19 protein-coding genes are annotated in these 17,258 nt (G+C 63.3%); 8 read left to right on the top strand and 11 right to left on the bottom strand.

Annotated elements, in window-relative coordinates; translation table 11 throughout:
* Positions 1–4: 4 nt before the first annotated feature.
* The 4 genes from ACN50D_RS03815 to ACN50D_RS03800 form a co-directional block, all read right to left on the bottom strand.
* On the bottom strand, positions 5–1,651 hold the full coding sequence (locus ACN50D_RS03815) for an MDR family MFS transporter (protein ID WP_211920251.1): 1,647 nt from the start codon (positions 1,649–1,651) through the stop codon (positions 5–7).
* Positions 1,652–1,656: 5 nt separating this feature from the next.
* Complete coding sequence (locus tag ACN50D_RS03810; protein WP_003942624.1) at positions 1,657–2,145, bottom strand: MarR family winged helix-turn-helix transcriptional regulator; 489 nt, start codon at positions 2,143–2,145, stop codon at positions 1,657–1,659.
* A 154-nt stretch (positions 2,146–2,299) separates the two neighbouring features.
* The gene (locus ACN50D_RS03805) at positions 2,300–3,568 is read right to left on the bottom strand and encodes a class I SAM-dependent RNA methyltransferase (protein WP_211920253.1); all 1,269 of its coding nucleotides are present in this window, start codon (positions 3,566–3,568) and stop codon (positions 2,300–2,302) included.
* Between the two features lie 48 nt (positions 3,569–3,616).
* Positions 3,617–5,611, bottom strand: coding sequence for an APC family permease (locus ACN50D_RS03800; protein ID WP_007732857.1), 1,995 nt, complete (start codon positions 5,609–5,611; stop codon positions 3,617–3,619).
* Between the two features lie 171 nt (positions 5,612–5,782).
* On the opposite strand from ACN50D_RS03800, the gene ACN50D_RS03795 reads away from it, so the two are divergent.
* The 3 genes from ACN50D_RS03795 to ACN50D_RS03785 all read left to right on the top strand — a co-directional run bounded on the left by ACN50D_RS03795 (position 5,783) and on the right by ACN50D_RS03785 (position 7,524).
* Positions 5,783–6,448, top strand: coding sequence for a potassium channel family protein (locus tag ACN50D_RS03795; RefSeq protein WP_003942587.1), 666 nt, complete (start codon positions 5,783–5,785; stop codon positions 6,446–6,448).
* Between the two features lie 86 nt (positions 6,449–6,534).
* Positions 6,535–7,197, top strand: coding sequence for a potassium channel family protein (locus ACN50D_RS03790; protein ID WP_003942632.1), 663 nt, complete (start codon positions 6,535–6,537; stop codon positions 7,195–7,197).
* 33 nt (positions 7,198–7,230) lie between these two features.
* The gene (locus tag ACN50D_RS03785) at positions 7,231–7,524 is read left to right on the top strand and encodes a GNAT family N-acetyltransferase (protein ID WP_007732853.1); all 294 of its coding nucleotides are present in this window, start codon (positions 7,231–7,233) and stop codon (positions 7,522–7,524) included.
* On the opposite strand, the gene ACN50D_RS03780 is transcribed toward ACN50D_RS03785, so the two are convergent.
* Positions 7,517–8,230: a DUF3159 domain-containing protein gene (locus ACN50D_RS03780; protein ID WP_003942611.1), complete on the bottom strand. Its 714-nt coding sequence runs from the start codon at positions 8,228–8,230 to the stop codon at positions 7,517–7,519. The genes ACN50D_RS03785 and ACN50D_RS03780 overlap by 8 nt on opposite strands.
* Positions 8,231–8,282: 52 nt before the next feature.
* A complete protein-coding gene (locus ACN50D_RS03775; RefSeq protein WP_003942613.1) occupies positions 8,283–8,657 on the bottom strand; it encodes an OB-fold nucleic acid binding domain-containing protein in 375 nt (124 codons plus the stop codon).
* A 138-nt stretch (positions 8,658–8,795) separates the two neighbouring features.
* Here ACN50D_RS03775 and ACN50D_RS03770 point away from each other — a divergent pair, with 138 nt between their 5' ends.
* Positions 8,796–9,521 (top strand): alpha/beta fold hydrolase, encoded by a 726-nt coding sequence (locus tag ACN50D_RS03770; RefSeq protein WP_007732844.1) that lies wholly within the window; start codon positions 8,796–8,798, stop codon positions 9,519–9,521.
* 11 nt (positions 9,522–9,532) lie between these two features.
* On the opposite strand, the gene ACN50D_RS03765 is transcribed toward ACN50D_RS03770, so the two are convergent.
* On the bottom strand, positions 9,533–10,372 hold the full coding sequence (locus ACN50D_RS03765) for a DUF3710 domain-containing protein (RefSeq protein ID WP_007732842.1): 840 nt from the start codon (positions 10,370–10,372) through the stop codon (positions 9,533–9,535).
* 3 nt (positions 10,373–10,375) lie between these two features.
* A complete protein-coding gene (dut, locus tag ACN50D_RS03760; RefSeq protein WP_003942635.1) occupies positions 10,376–10,870 on the bottom strand; it encodes a dUTP diphosphatase in 495 nt (164 codons plus the stop codon).
* 41 nt (positions 10,871–10,911) lie between these two features.
* Here dut and ACN50D_RS03755 point away from each other — a divergent pair, with 41 nt between their 5' ends.
* On the top strand, positions 10,912–11,409 hold the full coding sequence (locus ACN50D_RS03755) for a DUF3093 domain-containing protein (RefSeq protein ID WP_003942596.1): 498 nt from the start codon (positions 10,912–10,914) through the stop codon (positions 11,407–11,409).
* Positions 11,410–11,489: 80 nt separating this feature from the next.
* Here the strand turns inward: ACN50D_RS03755 and ACN50D_RS03750 are convergent, their stop codons facing one another.
* Positions 11,490–11,792, bottom strand: a complete 303-nt coding sequence (locus ACN50D_RS03750) for a DUF4193 domain-containing protein (RefSeq protein WP_003942593.1) — start codon at positions 11,790–11,792, stop codon at positions 11,490–11,492.
* A gap of 533 nt (positions 11,793–12,325) precedes the next feature.
* Between ACN50D_RS03750 and cei the strand changes: the two genes are divergently transcribed.
* Positions 12,326–13,009: an envelope integrity protein Cei gene (gene cei, locus ACN50D_RS03745; RefSeq protein WP_003942618.1), complete on the top strand. Its 684-nt coding sequence runs from the start codon at positions 12,326–12,328 to the stop codon at positions 13,007–13,009.
* A gap of 6 nt (positions 13,010–13,015) precedes the next feature.
* On the opposite strand, the gene ACN50D_RS03740 is transcribed toward cei, so the two are convergent.
* Positions 13,016–13,894 carry an inositol monophosphatase family protein gene (locus ACN50D_RS03740; RefSeq protein WP_003942622.1) on the bottom strand — a complete coding sequence of 293 codons (879 nt, stop codon included), beginning with the start codon at positions 13,892–13,894 and terminating at the stop codon, positions 13,016–13,018.
* Between the two features lie 169 nt (positions 13,895–14,063).
* On the opposite strand from ACN50D_RS03740, the gene ppgK reads away from it, so the two are divergent.
* Positions 14,064–14,831, top strand: coding sequence for a polyphosphate--glucose phosphotransferase (gene ppgK / locus ACN50D_RS03735; RefSeq protein ID WP_042449945.1), 768 nt, complete (start codon positions 14,064–14,066; stop codon positions 14,829–14,831).
* Between the two features lie 112 nt (positions 14,832–14,943).
* Positions 14,944–16,368 carry an RNA polymerase sigma factor gene (locus ACN50D_RS03730; protein ID WP_370333980.1) on the top strand — a complete coding sequence of 475 codons (1,425 nt, stop codon included), beginning with the start codon at positions 14,944–14,946 and terminating at the stop codon, positions 16,366–16,368.
* Positions 16,369–16,437: 69 nt separating this feature from the next.
* On the opposite strand, the gene ACN50D_RS03725 is transcribed toward ACN50D_RS03730, so the two are convergent.
* On the bottom strand, positions 16,438–17,247 hold the full coding sequence (locus ACN50D_RS03725) for a tyrosine-protein phosphatase (protein ID WP_211920255.1): 810 nt from the start codon (positions 17,245–17,247) through the stop codon (positions 16,438–16,440).
* Positions 17,248–17,258: the final 11 nt, after the last annotated feature.

Here is a 17,258-nt window from a genome sequence, read left to right as displayed (position 1 = left end):
CGGATCAGCGAGTGAGGTTCTTCTCTTCGTTCTTCTCTTCGCGCTCTTCTTCGTATTTCTGCTCGGCGTCAGGAGTCGCGATGTCGATGGTGGTGCGCAACGGACGGTTCGGGATGAAGACGACCGACACGAGCGTGACCACGGCGACGACAGCTGCGACCAGGAAGATCCGTCCTGTTGCGTCGCCGTAGGCGAAGCGAACGATCTGCGAGACGAAGTCAGGCATATTGCTCAGGTCGAGGCCGTCCTGGAGGCTCTTTCCAGCTACTGCCTGCTGCTCGGGCGGCAAGGTGGAGACCGAATCGACTGTCAGTGTCTTGACGCGGGTCGCAAGAATCGAACCGAGCACCGACACGCCGATCGCGCCGCCGAAGGTGCGGAAGAACGCCACGATACTGCTGGCCGCGCCGATGTTCTCGACGCTGACCGTGTTCTGCACGGCGAGAACGATGTTCTGCATCAGCATGCCGGTACCGAGACCCACGATGGCGATGAAGATTCCGATTGTCCACAGGCTGGTTGCGTGGTCGATCGTCGACAGCAGCCCGAAACCGACCAGCAGCAGAACTGCGCCGGCGACGATGAAGGGCTTCCACTGACCGAACTTGGTGATCAGCTGGCCCGAGCCGACCGAGGCGACGAGCATGCCTGCGACCATCGGAATGGTGAGCAATCCGGCTTCGGTGGGATCGAATCCGCGTGCGGTCTGGAAGTACTGCGTCAGGAACGTCGTCGCGCCGAAGAGGCCGACACCAACTGCGATAGAGGCGATGATCGCGAGAGCCGTTGTGCGCTCGGTGATGATCTTGATCGGCAGGATCGGATCCTTGACCTTGGATTCGACGAACATCGTCAGGCCGAGCAGGGCCAGACCACCGATGACGAAGAAGGCCGACTCCTTCGAGAACCAGGCGTAGTAGTCGTCCTGACCGGCAAACGAAACCCAGATCAGTAGGACGCTGACACCGGCGGTGAGCAAGGTGGCGCCCATCCAGTCGATGGAGACGTTGTCCTTCTTCACGGTCTCGACGTGCAGTGTGCGCTGAAGCAGGAACAATGCGATGACTGCCAGCGGAACACATACGTAGAAGCACCAGCGCCAGCCGGCAGTGTCCACGAGGACGCCGCCGAGGATCGGTCCACCGGACATCGAGACGGCCATGGCCGCACCCATGTATCCGGAGTAGCGACCGCGATCTCGCGGCGGGATGATCGTGCCAATGATGGCTACGACGAGAGCGGTCAGACCGCCCATACCGATGCCCTGGATGACACGCGCACCGAGCAGCAACGGAACGTTGTGCGCCGCGCCGGCGATGACCGAGCCGATCACGAAGATGACGATCGCGGTCTGGACCAGGACCTTCTTGTTGTAGAGGTCGGCAAGCTTGCCCCAGATCGGCGTCGACGCCGCGGTGGCGAGCAACGCTGTCGTGATGATCCAGGCGTACTGCGTCTGAGTTCCGTGCAGTTCACCGATGATCGTGGGAAGCGCTGTGGAAACGATGGTGCTACTGAGCAGCGCGGTGAACAGCGCTGCGATGAGTCCGGTGAGTGCTTCGAGAATTTCGCGGTGAGTCATCGCGCCCGCTTCGCGAGCCGATCCGTCACCTCCGGTACTTGCCCGGGTTTCTCCTACTGTTGCTGCCATGTGCCTTATCTCCCAATACTTTCTACGCCCGTGTGCGGAACTGCCGGTGAGGCCTGCCGATTCGATGCGCCGAACGTCTCGTTGAGACGTTGCAGCGATGTCACTGCGGCCATGGCCTCTTCCTGGCTCCAGTCTTCGAGCATGTTGCGCAAACGCGCCGCACGCCGCTGCGTGGTTCTCCGTAAAACGTCGTGTCCCTCTTCCGATACTCGGATGCGGAACGCCCGCTTGTCAGCCGGATCGGGATTTCTCTCGACATACCCAGCGTCGACCAGATCCGACATTTGTCGGCTGAGCGACGACTGACTGACACACAGATCGACGGCCAATTCGTTCTGTCGGCACTCCCCACGCGCTGCCAGCATGAACAACACACTGACCAGCGCAGGCGGCAGCAGGCTGTCTGCACCGGTGGTGACCGCGGCTCGCAGCGATCTGCCGAACATGAAGATCGTGTCGACGAGCGCTTGGGCCGTCTCCGGCTGTACCGACATTGCCTACCCCTGAATTCGAGTGGCCCGAACGAGCCGTGACTTGAAAACGGAAAACTACTTGCAGAACGAAACTATACGATTAGTTGCGTAATGCAAGCAACTGTTGTGAACGCGAGAAGCGTCACACCGTTTCAGGGAAAGATTTCGGGACGTCTCAGCGTTCGAGAAGCGCGATGCACTCCATGTGGTGAGTCTGGGGGAACGCGTCGAACGCCCGGAGGCCACCGATTCTGAAGCCCTGCTCCAGGTAGAGGCCGATATCGCGACCGAACGACGCCGGGTCGCACCCGATATGGACTATCCGCTCAGCGCCCGTTGCGGCGAGAGCTTCCACGACCGGACGGCCGGCTCCCGCACGTGGCGGGTCGAGCACGACGACAGCAGGCGAACGCTCCAGATCCGCGATGATGTTCTCGACGCGGGCGCTGTGGAAGCGCACCTGACCGAGATCGGACAGCGCTGCCTGCCCGTCCGCGACTGCACGCGCCGAAGATTCGACGGACTCCACCACGCCGGACGGCCCGACAAGCTCGGCGAGCACAGCTGCGAACACGCCGACACCGCCGTAGAGATCCCAGGCCGTGTCCGCGGTAGCGGCTCCGGCCCACTCCCCGACCACCTGTGAGTACGCGGCCGCAGCGCCGCGATGGGCCTGCCAGAAACCGGTCGCAGCCAGCGCCCATTCTCGACTGCCGACGCGCTCGATCACTGTGTCCGATCCGATGGCAACTCGGGCCTTTCGCGGGCCGCCGCTTGCCGCTCGGCGTGCCATCGCGCCGCGTCGCCCGGGCGTCCGCCGTCCCGTCTTGGACACCGCGGGTGCCGCGATTTCCACGACGTGCCGCTCGCCGGCAGCGTCGAGAACAACCTGCAGCTCGCTACCTGGTGCCCACTGCGCACCGCCGAGACCGTCGTACGCGCTCTGATCGATCTGGGTGCACCGCAGGTCTGTGACGATCCGGTTGCTGCGGTACGCGTGGTATCCGGCGACACCGTGCCCGTCCACCGCCAACCGGACTCGCGTGCGCCAACCCGTTCCGTCTCCGGTTCCGGGCAGTTCCTCTACCTCGACGTCCGATTCGACACGAGCGAGTCGCAGAAGCTGCTCCCGCACGACCGAGGTCTTCATCTCACGTTGGACGCTCAGATCCGCATGCGAGTAGTCGCAGCAGCCCGCCCCGCCCGGGCCGGAGATCGGGCATGTCGGATCGATCCGATGCGGAGAAGCGTCGAGAACGGTGATCGCGTCGGCGCGGCAAAACGATCCGCCCTTGTCCTCGGTCACCCGGACCAGCGCACGCTCCCCCGGCAAACCGTGACGGACGAACACGACCCGCCCCTCGTGCCGGGCGACGACGAACCCGCCGTGACCGGGGTTGCCCAGATCGACCTCGAAGGTCTGTCCGGTCCAATTCTCACTCAACGAACTACGCCTGCCATTTCGATGTTGCCGATCATTTTTCGCCGGTGATCATTTCTCGCCGGTGTCGTAACCGCGACGCGTGGCACCTGCGGTCTTCTCGATGTCGAGCGGCTTCGCCTTTGCCGACGAACTCAGCTGCCACGGAACGCTGGTCACCATCACGCCGGGCTGGAAAAGCAGACGACTCTTCAGACGAAGCGCGCTCTGATTGTGCAGGATCTGCTCCCACCAGTGTCCGACGACGTACTCGGGAATGAAGACGGTGACGACGTCACGCGGAGCATCGCGTCGTACACGCTTGACGTAATCGAGAACCGGCTTGGTGATTTCGCGGTACGGCGACTCGATCACCTTGAGCGGAACCGTCACGTCGCTCTTCTCCCACTCACGCACGAGTGCACGGGTGTCCGGCTCGTCGACGTTGACCGTGATGGCTTCGAGGGTGTCCGGTCGCGTGGCTCGCGCGTAGGCGAGAGCTCGCATCGTCGGCATGTGCAACTTCGAGACGAGCACGATCGAGTGCGTGCGGCTGGGCAGTACGCCGTCCCACTCCTGCTCCTCGAGCTCGGCTGCGACGCTGTCGTAATGCTTGCGGATCATCTTCATCACGATGAAGATCGCGACCATCGCGACGATGGCGATCCATGCGCCGGCAGCGAACTTGGTGATCAGAACGATGATCAAGACGGTGGCGGTCATTGCCAGACCGATCGAATTGATCACTCGCGAGCGCTGCATACGGGCCCGCTGCGCCTTGTCGGTCTCGGACTTCAGATGCCGAGTCCAGTGCTTGATCATGCCCGTCTGGCTGAGCACGAACGAGACGAAGACGCCGACGATGTACAGCTGGATGAGCTTGGTGACCTCGGCGCCGAACACCACGACGAATGCGATCGCAGCACCGGAGAGGAAGAGGATTCCGTTGCTGAATGCCAGTCGGTCGCCGCGCGTGTGCAGCTGACGCGGTAGGTACCGATCCTGCGCCAGGATCGATCCGAGTACCGGAAATCCGTTGAACGCGGTGTTCGCGGCCAGAACCAGGATCAGTGCCGTGACGATCGCCATGAAGAAGAAACCGATCGGGAAACCACTGAACACGGCTTCGGCGATCTGCGCGATCAAGGTCTTCTGATGGTAGCCCTCCGGCGCTCCGACCAGCTGTTCCTGCGGATTGTGTGCGTAGACGATGCCGATCTTCTGAGCCAGGATGATGATGCCCATCAGCAGGACGATGGCGATCGACCCGAGCAGCAGCAAGGTCGTGGCAGCGTTGCGCGACTTCGGCTTCTGGAACGCCGGTACGCCGTTGCTGATGGCCTCGACGCCGGTCAGTGCGGCACAGCCCGAGGAGAATGCGCGGGCGATCAGGAACGCGAAGGCAATTCCGTACAGATGCGAATCCTCGGCGTTGAGCGTGAACGACGACGATTCCGCGTGCACATCCTCGCCGAGGACGTAGATCCGGAAGAATCCCCACCCGAGCATCAGGAACATGCCGACGATGAATGCGTAGGTCGGAATTGCGAACGCGGTCCCCGATTCACGGATACCGCGAAGGTTGACCGCGGTCAGCAACACGATCGCCGCAACCGCGAACAACACCTTGTGCTGCGCGACGAACGGCAGAGCCGAGCCGATGTTCGACGCCGCCGACGAGATCGACACGGCGACCGTCAGCACGTAGTCGACCATCAGCGCACTACCGACGGTCAGACCGGCGGTCGGGCCGAGGTTGACCGTCGCGACCTCGTAGTCGCCGCCACCGGAGGGGTATGCGTGGACGTTCTGGCGGTAGCTCGCCACCACCACAGCCATGACGATGGCGACGGACAATCCGATCCAGGGGGTGTACGCATACGCGGAAATACCCGCGACGGAGAGAACCAGGAAGATTTCTTCGGGGGCATACGCGACGGACGACATCGCGTCGGACGCGAAGACCGGTAGTGCAATTCGCTTGGGTAGCAGCGTGTGCCCGAGTTTGTCGCTTCGGAACGGCCGACCGAGCAGGAGCCGCTTGGTAGCGGTCGAGAGCTTAGACACGTGCAAAGCGTAAGCCGTCTCGCCCGATTCGGAGTCATCAGAGCCCCAACTTCACCTTTTGTCGTGACAACCGGCACGCGAGCGACCGTTGTACTTGCTCTTCCCGTGAGGGGCTGTACCGTTCGATTCGGCGTGCAATCGCGCCATGAGGGTCCATGAACGGAGTAGGGCGTGTATGTCGTCATCATGGGGTGCGGTCGAGTGGGTTCTTCCCTCGCCGCGTCTCTGACCAGGATCGGACATGAGGTCGCCGTCATCGACCGCGATCAGAGTGCGTTTCTGCGTCTCGATCTCGACTTCCCGGGAACCAAGGTTCTGGGAATGGGGTTCGACCGTGACGTGCTGGTCCGGGCGGGAATCGAGCGGGCCGACGCCTTTGCCGCGGTGTCCTCGGGAGACAATTCCAACATCATCGCAGCGCGAGTCGCACGCGAGACTTTCGGCGTCGAACGCGTCGTCGCACGTATTTACGACGCCAAGCGTGCCGCCGTTTACGAGCGACTCGGCATTCCCACGGTCGCCACCGTGCCGTGGTCGACGGATCGTTTCCTGCACACGTTGACCAAGGAAAGTCAGACTGCGAAGTGGCGCGATCCTTCGGGCACTGTCGCCATCACCGAACTTGCCCTGCACGAGGATTGGGCGGGCAAGCCGATTGCGCTCCTCGAGGGCGCGACCAGTTCGAGAGTCGCCTTCATCATCCGCTTCGGGACCGGCATTCTCCCCGACCGCAAGACTGTCATCCAGGCCGACGATCAGGTCTACATCGCCGCCGTGTCGGGAACCGTCGCCGAAGCTGTCGCACTTGCCGGCAACCCGCCGCCGAGCGACGACTGAGGGAGGCCGCAGATGACTGATCCGTACGCCGCCCCCCACAACAAGACTGCGACTGTGTTGCACTACAACGTGATTGGAAGTTCTCGATGAAGGTCGCCATCGCCGGAGCCGGCGCCGTAGGCCGTTCCATTGCGCGAGAGCTGATTCGAAGCTCACATGACGTCATGCTGATCGAACGCAAACTCGATCACATCGAACCGGAGTCGGTGCCCGAGGCGAAGTGGGTGCACGCGGACGCCTGCGAACTCAGCAGACTCGAGGACGCGTCGATGGAGTCGTACGAGGTCGTGATTGCCGCGACCGGAGACGACAAGGCAAACCTGGTCCTCAGTCTGCTCGCGAAAACCGAGTTCGGTGTTCGCCGAGTTGTCGCCCGCGTCAACGATCCCCGCAACGAGTGGCTCTTCGACGAGTCCTGGGGCGTGGACGTCGCCGTCTCGACACCGCGGATGCTCGCTTCGCTCGTCGAAGAGGCCGTCTCGGTCGGTGACCTGGTCAAACTGATGACATTGCGGCAGGGACAGGCCAACCTCGTCGAGATCACGTTGCCCGACAACACACCTCTTGCCGGAAAAGCCGTCAAGAAACTCGAACTTCCGCGAGACTGCGCACTGGTCACCATCCTGCGTGGCGGACGCGTGATCGTCCCGCAGATGGACGATCCCATCGAAGGCGGGGACGAACTGCTCTTCGTTGCGGCCGTCGACGCCGAGGATCAGTTGCGCGTTGCACTCCGCCTGGAGAATTGACCGACGAACACACTGACGACGAAAGGGAATCACATGGCACAAGCGCCCGAAAACACCGTAGTCACCGACAATCCGGCCCAGAGCCGGTACGAGATCCATGCCGACGGCGACCTCGCCGGGATCGAGGACTACACCACCTCCGGTGACGTCGTCTCGTTCAACCACACCGAGATCTACCCCGCCTTCGAAGGTTTCGGATTGGCCGGGATTCTCGTCCGCCAGGCTCTGGACGACCTACGAGCACGCGGCCTCAAGGTTCATCCGGTGTGCCCGTACGTCGTGAAGTTCCTCGACAAGCACCCCGAGTACCAGGACCTGATCAGCTGAGATCGCGGTCTTCGCGCGGCTTCGTCAGATTCACCGAGCCCACCTCTTCGGACCCTGCGTCCGTGGCGGTGGGCTCGCTGCTTTCGGGCTCCACAACCGGTTCAGGCTCGACGATGCGATCGGCCTTACGCACAGCCCAGACCGTCACGAGCAGCACCAAACCGGTCAACGGCCAACCCATGCCGATACGCGCGACTGCGAGCCATCCGGTGTGGTCGGTGTCGTAGAGCTGTGACTGAACGAGATACCGCGCACCGAAGACCAACGCCCACGCTGCCGTCGCGACGTCGTAGAGCCGGACGGCGGAGCTGTGCTTGCGCCAGAGATTGCCGTGCCCGTTGAGATAACCCCAGATGATTCCGACGAGGGGCCAGCGTACGAGGATCGAAATCAGGAAGACCGCACCGTAGGCGAGGCTCGTGTAGATACCGAAGAGGAAATATCCTTTGGCGTCGCCGGTGCGGTAGGCGATGAATGCGGAAACTCCGACTCCGAGAAAACCGGAAATAGCGGGTTGGAGGGAATCCTTGCGGAAGAGGCGCCAGGCCGCGATAGCGACAGCGACGCCCAATGCGGCCCAGATTGCCGCGGTGAGATTCCAGATGCTGTTGACCGGGACAAAAATCAGAATCGGCAAAGACGAATAGATCAGACCACTCAGCCCGCCGAGTTGGTCGATTACCGATCGCTGTTGTGTTTCAGTCACCTGTCGAGGGTGCCACAGTCACCGAGTTGCACGGTAAATGCGGGAAACGCGCCTATTCGCCGCGCAGTTCGTAGTAAGGGTTGAAGATCGCCTTGCGACCGTCACGCTCGCCCACACGACCGCGGATCAGCAGGGTCTTACCGGTCTCGATTCCCGGGATCCGGCGACGCCCGATCCAGACGAGATTGATCACCTCGGTGCCATCGAAGAACTCGGCCTCGATGCTGGCATTTCCCGACTTGGGACACGCGTCGACGCTGCGGAGTCGGCCCACCATCGTGACTTCTTCACCGCGACGACAATCGCATGCCTTCTGACCTCCGGAAGCCTTGTTGGACTCGGCCATCTCCTGGGCGTCCAACTGGTCGACGTCCTCGGTCAGACGCTGGGTCAGTCGACGAAAATATCCTGCGGCGGCGGGTGCCATTGCGCGCTCCTGCGAACATGTGTGACGCAAGGGTTTCGCGTCACGTGAAGGGCTGTGTGATCGCCACTGTAGACCCATTACGAGCGTGTAACCACACCGGTCAGTCCGCGCCTCGGGGGCACCGGGCAAGATCAAGAGATGCAGAACTCGGAATTGGCGACCGTTGCCGTCGTTCTCCCAGGTACAGGCTCTGACGCCCACTTCGCGGACCGCGCATTCCGGGCGCCGCTGGAGGCTCTGGGTGTGCGCATCGTCGCAATTGAACCCGACCCTCGGCGTGTCGTGGACGGCTATCTTGACGCGATGGACAGAGCCGCGGACACGCACGGCCGAATCATCGTCGGAGGGGTCTCGATCGGAGCGGCCGTTGCACTTCAGTGGGCCGCCGACAATCCCGATCGAACCGTGAGTGTGTTGGCAGCGCTTCCGGCCTGGACGGGCTCGGCCGACGACGCCCCCGCAGCAGCGAGCGCGCGGTTCACCGCCGGGCAACTGCGCTCCGAAGGCTTGGAGTCGGTGATCGCTGCGATGCTCGCGTCGAGTCCGGCGTGGCTCGGAGCCGAACTCGAGCGCTCCTGGCGCTCTCAGTGGCCCGATCTCCCGGCTGCGCTCGACGAGGCGGCGTCGTACCACTCACTCGGCGAGAGCGCGCTACGGGCGGTAGGCGTTCCGGTCGGCATTGCGTCGGCGATGGACGATCCGGTTCATCCCGCGTCAGTGGCGCAGGCCTGGGCGGCTTCACTCCCCCGCGGCGCAGTCGCCACGACGACGCTCGACATGATCGGGCGCGACCCCGCGGTTCTCGGGTCCACCTGCATCAAAGCGCTCGCGGCGATCGAATCCGATACCACCGCGAGCGCCTGAAGAAAATCCTGTTACTGACCCAATTGCTGCATGGCAGAACCGGATTCGCCGCTACGAGGCGGCGGGGTCGGCCGTGCTGGAGGTGCCGGCGGAGCGGGCGGTGCTGACTGCTGTTGCTGCTGGGCGGCGACCTGTTGCTGCTGCGCTGCCGCCAACTGCTGCTCGTGTGCGGCCGCCAACTGCTCGGCGAGCACCTGCGGGAGCACCACGGGCAGCGGTGTCCGCACCGGATGCGGCTCTGATCCTCGGTTGACGACGGTGTCACGCAAGATGTCCCGTGCGATTGCCACCAGAGGGGCGTTCGCGGCGGTGGATCCACTCGGACCCGCGACCACGCAGCGCACCATCCACCGGGGACCGTCGACGCCGATGAACCGCAGGTCCATGTTGGCCGTCACAGCAGCCAGTTCACGGCCCCACGGGCCGTTCTCGACGCTCACCGCGGAATTGTCGTCGCGAAGCGACTGCGCGAGCTCGGCAACGACCTCACGCCACTGACCGGGCGATTTCGGGGCGGCGTAGGCAGCAACCGTGATGCGGCCGTGCTCGGTGACCAGGTGCACGGCCTGCGGCGAACCGTTGGGCGCCATCTCGACCTGCAACTGCCCGCCGGTCGGCATCGGCACCAGAACGGAACCGAGATCAAGACGCTGACCGTCACGGCCTGCCGTCGGATCGTCGGAATCGATCTCCGAGATGTCGTAAGGGCCTTCCGATTCGCCACCGAACTCGTCGCCGGTGACTTCGAGATCGTCTTCGACCTCGTCGATCTCCACCGACTCGTCGTTCTCGTCACCGAAGAAGCTGGTGGTTTCCTCGTCGACGTCTGTCTTCTTCTTGCGTCCGAACATGATTCAGACTCCCTCTCCGACTACCGCGCCAGGCGCATCGGTATCGAGTATCGCGTGCCCGCCGCTGGAACCGTAGCCTCCGGTTCCTCTGGTCGTGTCGTCCAGCGATTCGACTTCCTCGAAAACCGGAAGTTCGACTCGTTGAACCACGAGCTGAGCGATTCGGTCACCGCGGCGGATGTCGATGGCTGTGGCCGGATCGAGATTGATCAAGCAGACCTTGAGTTCGCCCCGGTATCCCGCGTCCACGGTTCCGGGCGCATTCACGATCGACAGTCCCGATTTGGCGGCGAGTCCGGAACGCGGATGGATCAACCCGACGGTGCCCACCGGCAAAGCGATCGCGATCCCCGTTCCGACCAGTGTTCGGTGGCCGGGTTCGATGGTGACGTCGCTGGTGGAGCACAGATCCACACCCGCATCTCCGGGATGCGCACGCTGTGGAACGGGCAGGTCTGGATCCAGTCGCTTCAAGGCGATGGAGAGATGGTCGCTCACGTGGGCCAAGACTACTCGTAGCGACGGACTATCCTTGACAGGTGCCCGAAACATCTCGACCTGACGTCGCCACCACAACGCCCCCGTCCACGACGCTGTACTCCGAGCGCCTGTGGGTGCCGATCTGGTGGTGGATCGCCGGGTTGGCCGTAGCCGGACTCCTCGCGGCCGAGGTCCACATGGGCCGCCCGGGGCTTCTCTCGTACCTGGCGTACGTCGTACTACTCCCGATCCCGATCTGGGCGGCATTCTGGCTCAGCCGGATGCGCGTCGAGGTAGTGGAGACAGCAGGGGTGAAGGAACTGCACGTGGGTAGAGCCCACCTGCCGGTCGAATTGATTTCACGGGCGGCAGCAGTGCCGGCTTCCGCGAAGAGTGCTGCGATGGGGCGCCAACTCGATCCGTCGGCGTTCGTCCAGCATCGCCCATGGGTCAAGACAATGGTGTTGATCGTGCTCGACGACCCGGAGGATCCCACGCCGTACTGGTTGGTGAGCACACGTCGTCCCGCTGATCTGCTGGCTGCGCTGGATCTCTGACCAGCGCGGTCACAGCAAAGCAGTACTTCCCGACCCTTGGTCGACCCTCGCGCTGACGGGTCGACCACCGGGAAGGGAGATCAGGCAGCGCAGTCCATGCATACGAGCTGTCCGTTGGCATCACTGGCCAGGCGGCTGCGGTGATGAACCAGGAAGCAGCTCGAACACGTGAACTCGTCTGCCTGCTTCGGAACAACTCGAACCGAGAGTTCCTCGCCGGAAAGGTCGGCACCCGGCAGCTCGAAGGACTCCGCGGTGTCCGTCTCGTCGATGTCGACGACGGCTGACTGCGCTTCGTTGCGTCGCGCCTTCAGCTCCTCGAGCGAGTCCTCCGAAACCTCGTCGGACTCTGTACGCCTCGGTGCGTCGTAGTCAGTTGCCATCTCGTCTACCCCATCCTCTTCGTGTATCCCGGTCCCGTGTGCGCCGAGAATCCGGTAGATCCTTGATGCGCATGGAAACCGCCGTGGCATCCAGATCATTCCCTGTCGCTGCATAACGCTGCAGGACCGGAATTAGTGCCCGGAAGTTCCTTCCGAGAACGTGATCTGCGCCTCATTTGGTTGTCATTTCGGCGTCCGGCCGATGCCCAGTTGAACGACCTGGGCCGCCAGACAGTAGCCGACGTGAGCACGAAAGTAGTAACCGAATCGGAAATTTCCGAAAAATGACTGCGAATTGTCACCAAGGCAAGAGCAAGCTGTGACCTTTCCACGATGTTTTCGGGCCGAATCCGGGTAGAAACAGGCCGGTAATCGGCCAACTGCCGTTTCGCAATCGACAAGGACTCGACGCGTCGAGCCTCGCTTCGGCTGTCTCGTCACACAGGCCCTCTAAGGTAGGCACCGAACGTCATGCCGGCGCCGCTCGGCCCGATGGCGAAGTAGAAGTTTCGTCAAGAAAGTCGAGGGATACCGTGGTTTCTCTGATCACCGAAGGCAGCTCTACCGATGACCAGGGACGTCCGTTCCGCCGTCGGCGCGCGTGGCCGGTGATCGCCGTGTTCGCGGTACTCGCATTGATCGGCAGTGTCTTGTGGGTCCGCATCCTGAGCGCCGAGGCGGAAGTCAGTGACACCGTCGCCTGCAACCTGCCGCAACCTTCGTCCGATCCTTCGGCAGCGGCGCCACTACCGCTGGGAACCGTCGTCGACCGCTCGAAGCTGCTCGACGTGGATCCCGCTCCCCTCGCCGCCACCAAGGTTCGTGTGTTCAACGCCAACGGTGAACACGGCCAGGCGGCCCAGGTGGCAGCGCAACTGAGCGAGTTCGGCTTCTCCAGCGCGCCGGACGTCCAGGTCGGAAACGACCCCGTCTACGTCGACCAGAACATGGAGTGCCAGGGTCAGATCCGATTCGGAGCGAACGGCCTCGCCGCCGCCAGTTCCGTCTGGCTGGTCGCCCCCTGCGCCGAACTGGTCCAGGACGGCCGCGGCGACGACACCGTCGACCTGGCTCTCGGCACCTACAACAAGGGCGCCCTGACCCCCAACACCGACGCCACCGCGATCTTGCATGCTCTGGCCGAGCAACCCGCAAACGCCGAAGTCGCCCCCATGGACATCGCACTGCTCAAAGCAGCGCGCACGGCGCGCTGCTGACAAGCCTCAGCTCGGAATCGGCTGATCTGCGCCGGTAGCTCCGAGCATGTGCGCGAACTGCTCGGCGATCGCCGGAGCGACTGCGTAAACGACATCACCGTCGGCCGACGTGGAATTTGACGCCGGGACGTTGATGACGGCGCCCGCTTCGGAAGCGATCAGGGAGCCAGCTGCCCAGTCCCACGGACTCAGTCCGTGTTCGAAGTGAGCGTCGACCCGGCCGGTGGCGACCATGCACAGATCCAAAGCCGCCGAACCGATGCGTCGGATGTCGCGAACCTGCGGCAGGATCTGCCCGATCAACGTGCCCTGCACCTTCCGGCGATCCGCTCCGTAACCGAAGCCGGTGGCCAACAGCGCCATTGACAGCTCGGTCACCTCATTGGCTTGCAGGTCGCTGACGACGCCGTCGGCCGTGGTCATGGTTGCACCGCCGCCCCGATGCGCGGCGTACGTGGTTTCCAACGACACGTCGACGACAGCCCCGGCTACCGAGACCCCGTCGATCTGTACGGCCACCGAGATGGCGAACGCGGGGATTCCGTAGAGAAAATTCACCGTGCCGTCGATGGGATCGACAACCCATCGAACTCCCGCGGAATCGTCGGTGTCTCCGCCACCTTCCTCACCCAGGATCGAATCTGCAGGCCGCCATTGCGCCAGAAGGTCGCGAATCACCTGTTCGGTTTCGGTATCGACCACCGTGACGGGATCGGTGGGCGTGCTCTTCGCCGCAACCGAACCACCCTCGGCGGCACCGGAACCCACCAGGCCGAATACCTCGGGCCGACGCAAGCGGACGTGTTCGGCTGCGCGTTCGGCGACGGCTACGGCTACTTCCCGCAACTGTGCGGGGTCCAGAGAATCGGCGGAAAAGTCGGGCAACGTTCTTTCTGAAGGGCGCACCGGACCATCGCAACACATCTCTACCGAGGGGCACCACTCGAACGTCTCGAGGTGGGCGGTTCGAGGGGACGCGCCCGGGTCCTTGTTCGGGTTAGTGTTTGCAACGGTAGATCGTGACCTCGAATTCGACACTCAGGAGCGCAGGACGATGACAACCACAGGTTTCGGGATCGACGTCGGCGGCAGCGGCGTCAAGGGCGGCACGATCGACCTGAGCACCGGGGAAATGATCGGTGACCGCATCAAGATCCTGACCCCGCAGCCGTCCACACCCGATGCGATCGCGGGCACTGTCGCCGAGATCGTCGAGCAGGCCAAGTGGACCGGTCCGGTCGGCATCACCTTGCCCGCTGTCGTGACCGGCGGCGTCGCGCGAAGCGCCGCGAACATCGACAAGTCCTGGATCGACACCGACGCCGCCGCCCTGTTCGGCAAGGCGCTGGGCGGGCGCGAGGTCACCGTCCTCAACGACGCCGACGCTGCCGGAATCGCCGAGGACTCGTTCGGAGCGGGCAAGGACACCTCCGGCGTCGTGATCTTGTTGACCTTCGGCACCGGAATCGGATCTGCCGTGCTGCACAACGGAGTTCTGTTGCCCAACACCGAGTTCGGTCACCTCGAGGTCGACGGCAAGGAAGCCGAGCACCGGGCGGCGTCGTCGGTGAAGGAGAAGAAGGACTGGAGCTACAAGGAGTGGGCCGTCGAGGTCTCGCGAGTTCTGACCACCTTCGAGAACCTGCTCTGGCCAGATCTCTTCATCGCCGGAGGCGGTATCAGCCGCAAGCACGAGAAGTGGATTCCGCATCTGACCAACCGCACCAAGGTCGTCCCCGCCACCCTTCTCAACACCGCGGGAATTGCGGGAGCTGCGCTCGCATCGGTCGGACTGACCAGGCCGGCCTCCGTCGCCGGATGAGAAAACCCGCACGTGAAAAGCGGAAAATCTACCTGTTACGGCCCGCCGTGACGTAAGAGTTTCCTGAGAGTCGTTACAATGGTGAAGTCCGGCTGCGCGCCGGCCAACAACCATTGACCTCTCCGCCGGATCACCACTCTGGCGTGACGCCGCACGACACCGTCACGAAAGGGCGTACGTGGCAGCCACCGATACACGTCAGACTGCTGATTCTCCATCAGAGTCAGAGCCACAATCTCCAGCCGTGGAGGCGGCCACCGTCACCGCTCCGGCAGCCAAGAAGGCTCCGGCGAAAAAGGCCCCCGCCAAGAAGGCAGCAGCAAAGAAGGCTCCGGCCAAGAAAGCTCCGGCCAAGAAGGCAGCAGCTAAGAAGGCCAGCCCCAAGAAGGCCGGCGATCCTGACGCCGAAGACGGCGATGTCGAGTTGGAAGACATCGACATCACGGACGGCGACCTTGCCGAGGTCGAGTCCGATGTCGTCGAGGTCGTAGCAGTCGGCGAAGACGAAGAGACCGCTGCAGAGCCGTCCGAGAAGGACAAGGCTTCCGGCGACTTCGTCTGGGACGAGGAAGAGTCCGAGGCTCTCCGCCAGGCACGCAAGGATGCCGAACTGACGGCGTCCGCCGACTCGGTTCGCGCCTACCTCAAGCAGATCGGCAAGGTCGCACTCCTCAACGCCGAAGAGGAAGTCGAACTGGCCAAGCGCATCGAGGCCGGCCTCTACGCCGTGCAGATCATGCAGGACCTCGCTGACAAGGGCGAGAAGTTGCCTGCGGCTCAGCGACGCGACATGAGCTGGATCTGCCGCGACGGCAACCGCGCCAAGAACCACCTCCTCGAGGCCAACCTCCGCCTGGTCGTCTCGCTGGCCAAGCGCTACACGGGCCGCGGCATGGCGTTCCTGGACCTCATCCAGGAAGGCAACCTCGGTCTGATCCGTGCAGTCGAGAAGTTCGACTACACCAAGGGTTACAAGTTCTCGACCTACGCCACGTGGTGGATCCGTCAGGCCATCACCCGCGCAATGGCCGACCAGGCTCGCACCATCCGTATCCCGGTACACATGGTCGAGGTCATCAACAAGCTCGGCCGTATCCAGCGTGAGCTGCTCCAGGACCTGGGCCGTGAGCCCACGCCGGAAGAGCTCGCCAAGGAAATGGACATCACGCCGGAGAAGGTGCTGGAAATCCAGCAGTACGCGCGTGAGCCGATCTCTCTCGACCAGACCATCGGCGACGAGGGCGACAGCCAGCTCGGTGACTTCATCGAGGACTCCGAAGCTGTTGTCGCAGTCGATGCCGTCTCGTTCACCTTGCTGCAGGATCAGCTGCAGTCGGTACTCGAGACGCTGTCCGAGCGCGAAGCCGGCGTGGTTCGCCTCCGCTTCGGTCTCACCGACGGTCAGCCGAGGACTTTAGACGAAATCGGACAGGTCTACGGCGTCACGCGTGAGCGTATCCGCCAGATCGAATCGAAGACGATGTCGAAGCTGCGCCACCCGTCGCGTTCGCAGGTTCTGCGCGACTACCTCGACTAGTCACACCAGCTATGCGCACAAGAGCCGCTCTCCGGATCGCCGGAGAGCGGCTCTTGTGCGTTTGTCGCCTCAGACCAAGAGTGTGTCCCGGAGTTGTGCGACATCGTCCTCGCTCAACTGAAGGCCGTCCCGGACGTAGTTGTCGAAGTTGCCGTACACCCGATCCACCGTGGCGAAAGACGTGTCCAGCCAAGACTGTTCGACGCCGTCGATGAACGCGCTCCCCGTGCGGGGTCCGGTGAGGTACTGATTGCTGAGCATGTAATCGGCGTTCACGTCGGTGCGACTCACGCCGAGGACGGTCAGGAGAACCGCGGTCATCCAACCGGTACGGTCCTTGCCCGCCGAGCAGTGGTAGAGGACTGCACCGTCGGTGTTCGCGACGTTCACCAGCGCGTCGTGGAATGCGCGGCTCGCCCCCGGATCGGTCACCATCAACGCGTACATCGTCGGCATGTCCACCAGCGCCGGGAGGTTGGCGGGGTTGGTTCCGATGACGTCGAACCAGTTGCTTCGCGCCCCGTTCGGAAGGCGATCCTGCGAGAGCGTTCGTTCGACGACCGTACGGAAGTCGTCGACCGATTCCACTCCGCGTTCGCTCAACGACGCGAGATCCGACGGTGTCAGCTTGTCGAGGGCATTCGAGCGAAATACCTTCCCCCACCGAACGGTCTGCCCGTCCGCGGCGTCGTAGCCACCGATGTCACGCGCGTTCGACGCACCCCCGAGGTGTAGCGATCGATCCGCGGCAACCTGCGCAGCTGTTGGTCCGGCGTGGTCGAGAGCGGGAATTCCACCGGCGAGCGCCGGGACCGGTGCACACGAGATGATCAGCGCACACAGAGCGGTCGCGGCGGGACGGGCGATTCTGTTCGACATCCGGACAGAAT

The organism is Rhodococcus sp. SB1D (assembly GCF_048573875.1).
Classification (GTDB): Bacteria; Actinomycetota; Actinomycetes; order Mycobacteriales; family Mycobacteriaceae; genus Rhodococcus_F; species Rhodococcus_F qingshengii.
The sequence above is the reverse complement of the archived record's forward strand: the minus strand, read 5'-3'. Positions and strand labels throughout refer to the sequence as shown.

Coding starts and splice junctions, on each gene's coding strand:
- ACN50D_RS03815 (WP_211920251.1), bottom strand. CDS start 1,651: ATGGCAGCAACAGTAGGAGAAACCCGGGCAAGTACCGGAGGTGACGGA.
- ACN50D_RS03810 (WP_003942624.1), bottom strand. CDS start 2,145: ATGTCGGTACAGCCGGAGACGGCCCAAGCGCTCGTCGACACGATCTTC.
- ACN50D_RS03790 (WP_003942632.1), top strand. CDS start 6,535: ATGAAGGTCGCCATCGCCGGAGCCGGCGCCGTAGGCCGTTCCATTGCG.
- ACN50D_RS03785 (WP_007732853.1), top strand. CDS start 7,231: ATGGCACAAGCGCCCGAAAACACCGTAGTCACCGACAATCCGGCCCAG.
- ACN50D_RS03775 (WP_003942613.1), bottom strand. CDS start 8,657: ATGGCACCCGCCGCCGCAGGATATTTTCGTCGACTGACCCAGCGTCTG.
- ACN50D_RS03770 (WP_007732844.1), top strand. CDS start 8,796: ATGCAGAACTCGGAATTGGCGACCGTTGCCGTCGTTCTCCCAGGTACA.
- ACN50D_RS03765 (WP_007732842.1), bottom strand. CDS start 10,372: ATGTTCGGACGCAAGAAGAAGACAGACGTCGACGAGGAAACCACCAGC.
- ACN50D_RS03750 (WP_003942593.1), bottom strand. CDS start 11,792: ATGGCAACTGACTACGACGCACCGAGGCGTACAGAGTCCGACGAGGTT.
- ppgK (WP_042449945.1), top strand. CDS start 14,064: ATGACAACCACAGGTTTCGGGATCGACGTCGGCGGCAGCGGCGTCAAG.
- ACN50D_RS03725 (WP_211920255.1), bottom strand. CDS start 17,247: ATGTCGAACAGAATCGCCCGTCCCGCCGCGACCGCTCTGTGTGCGCTG.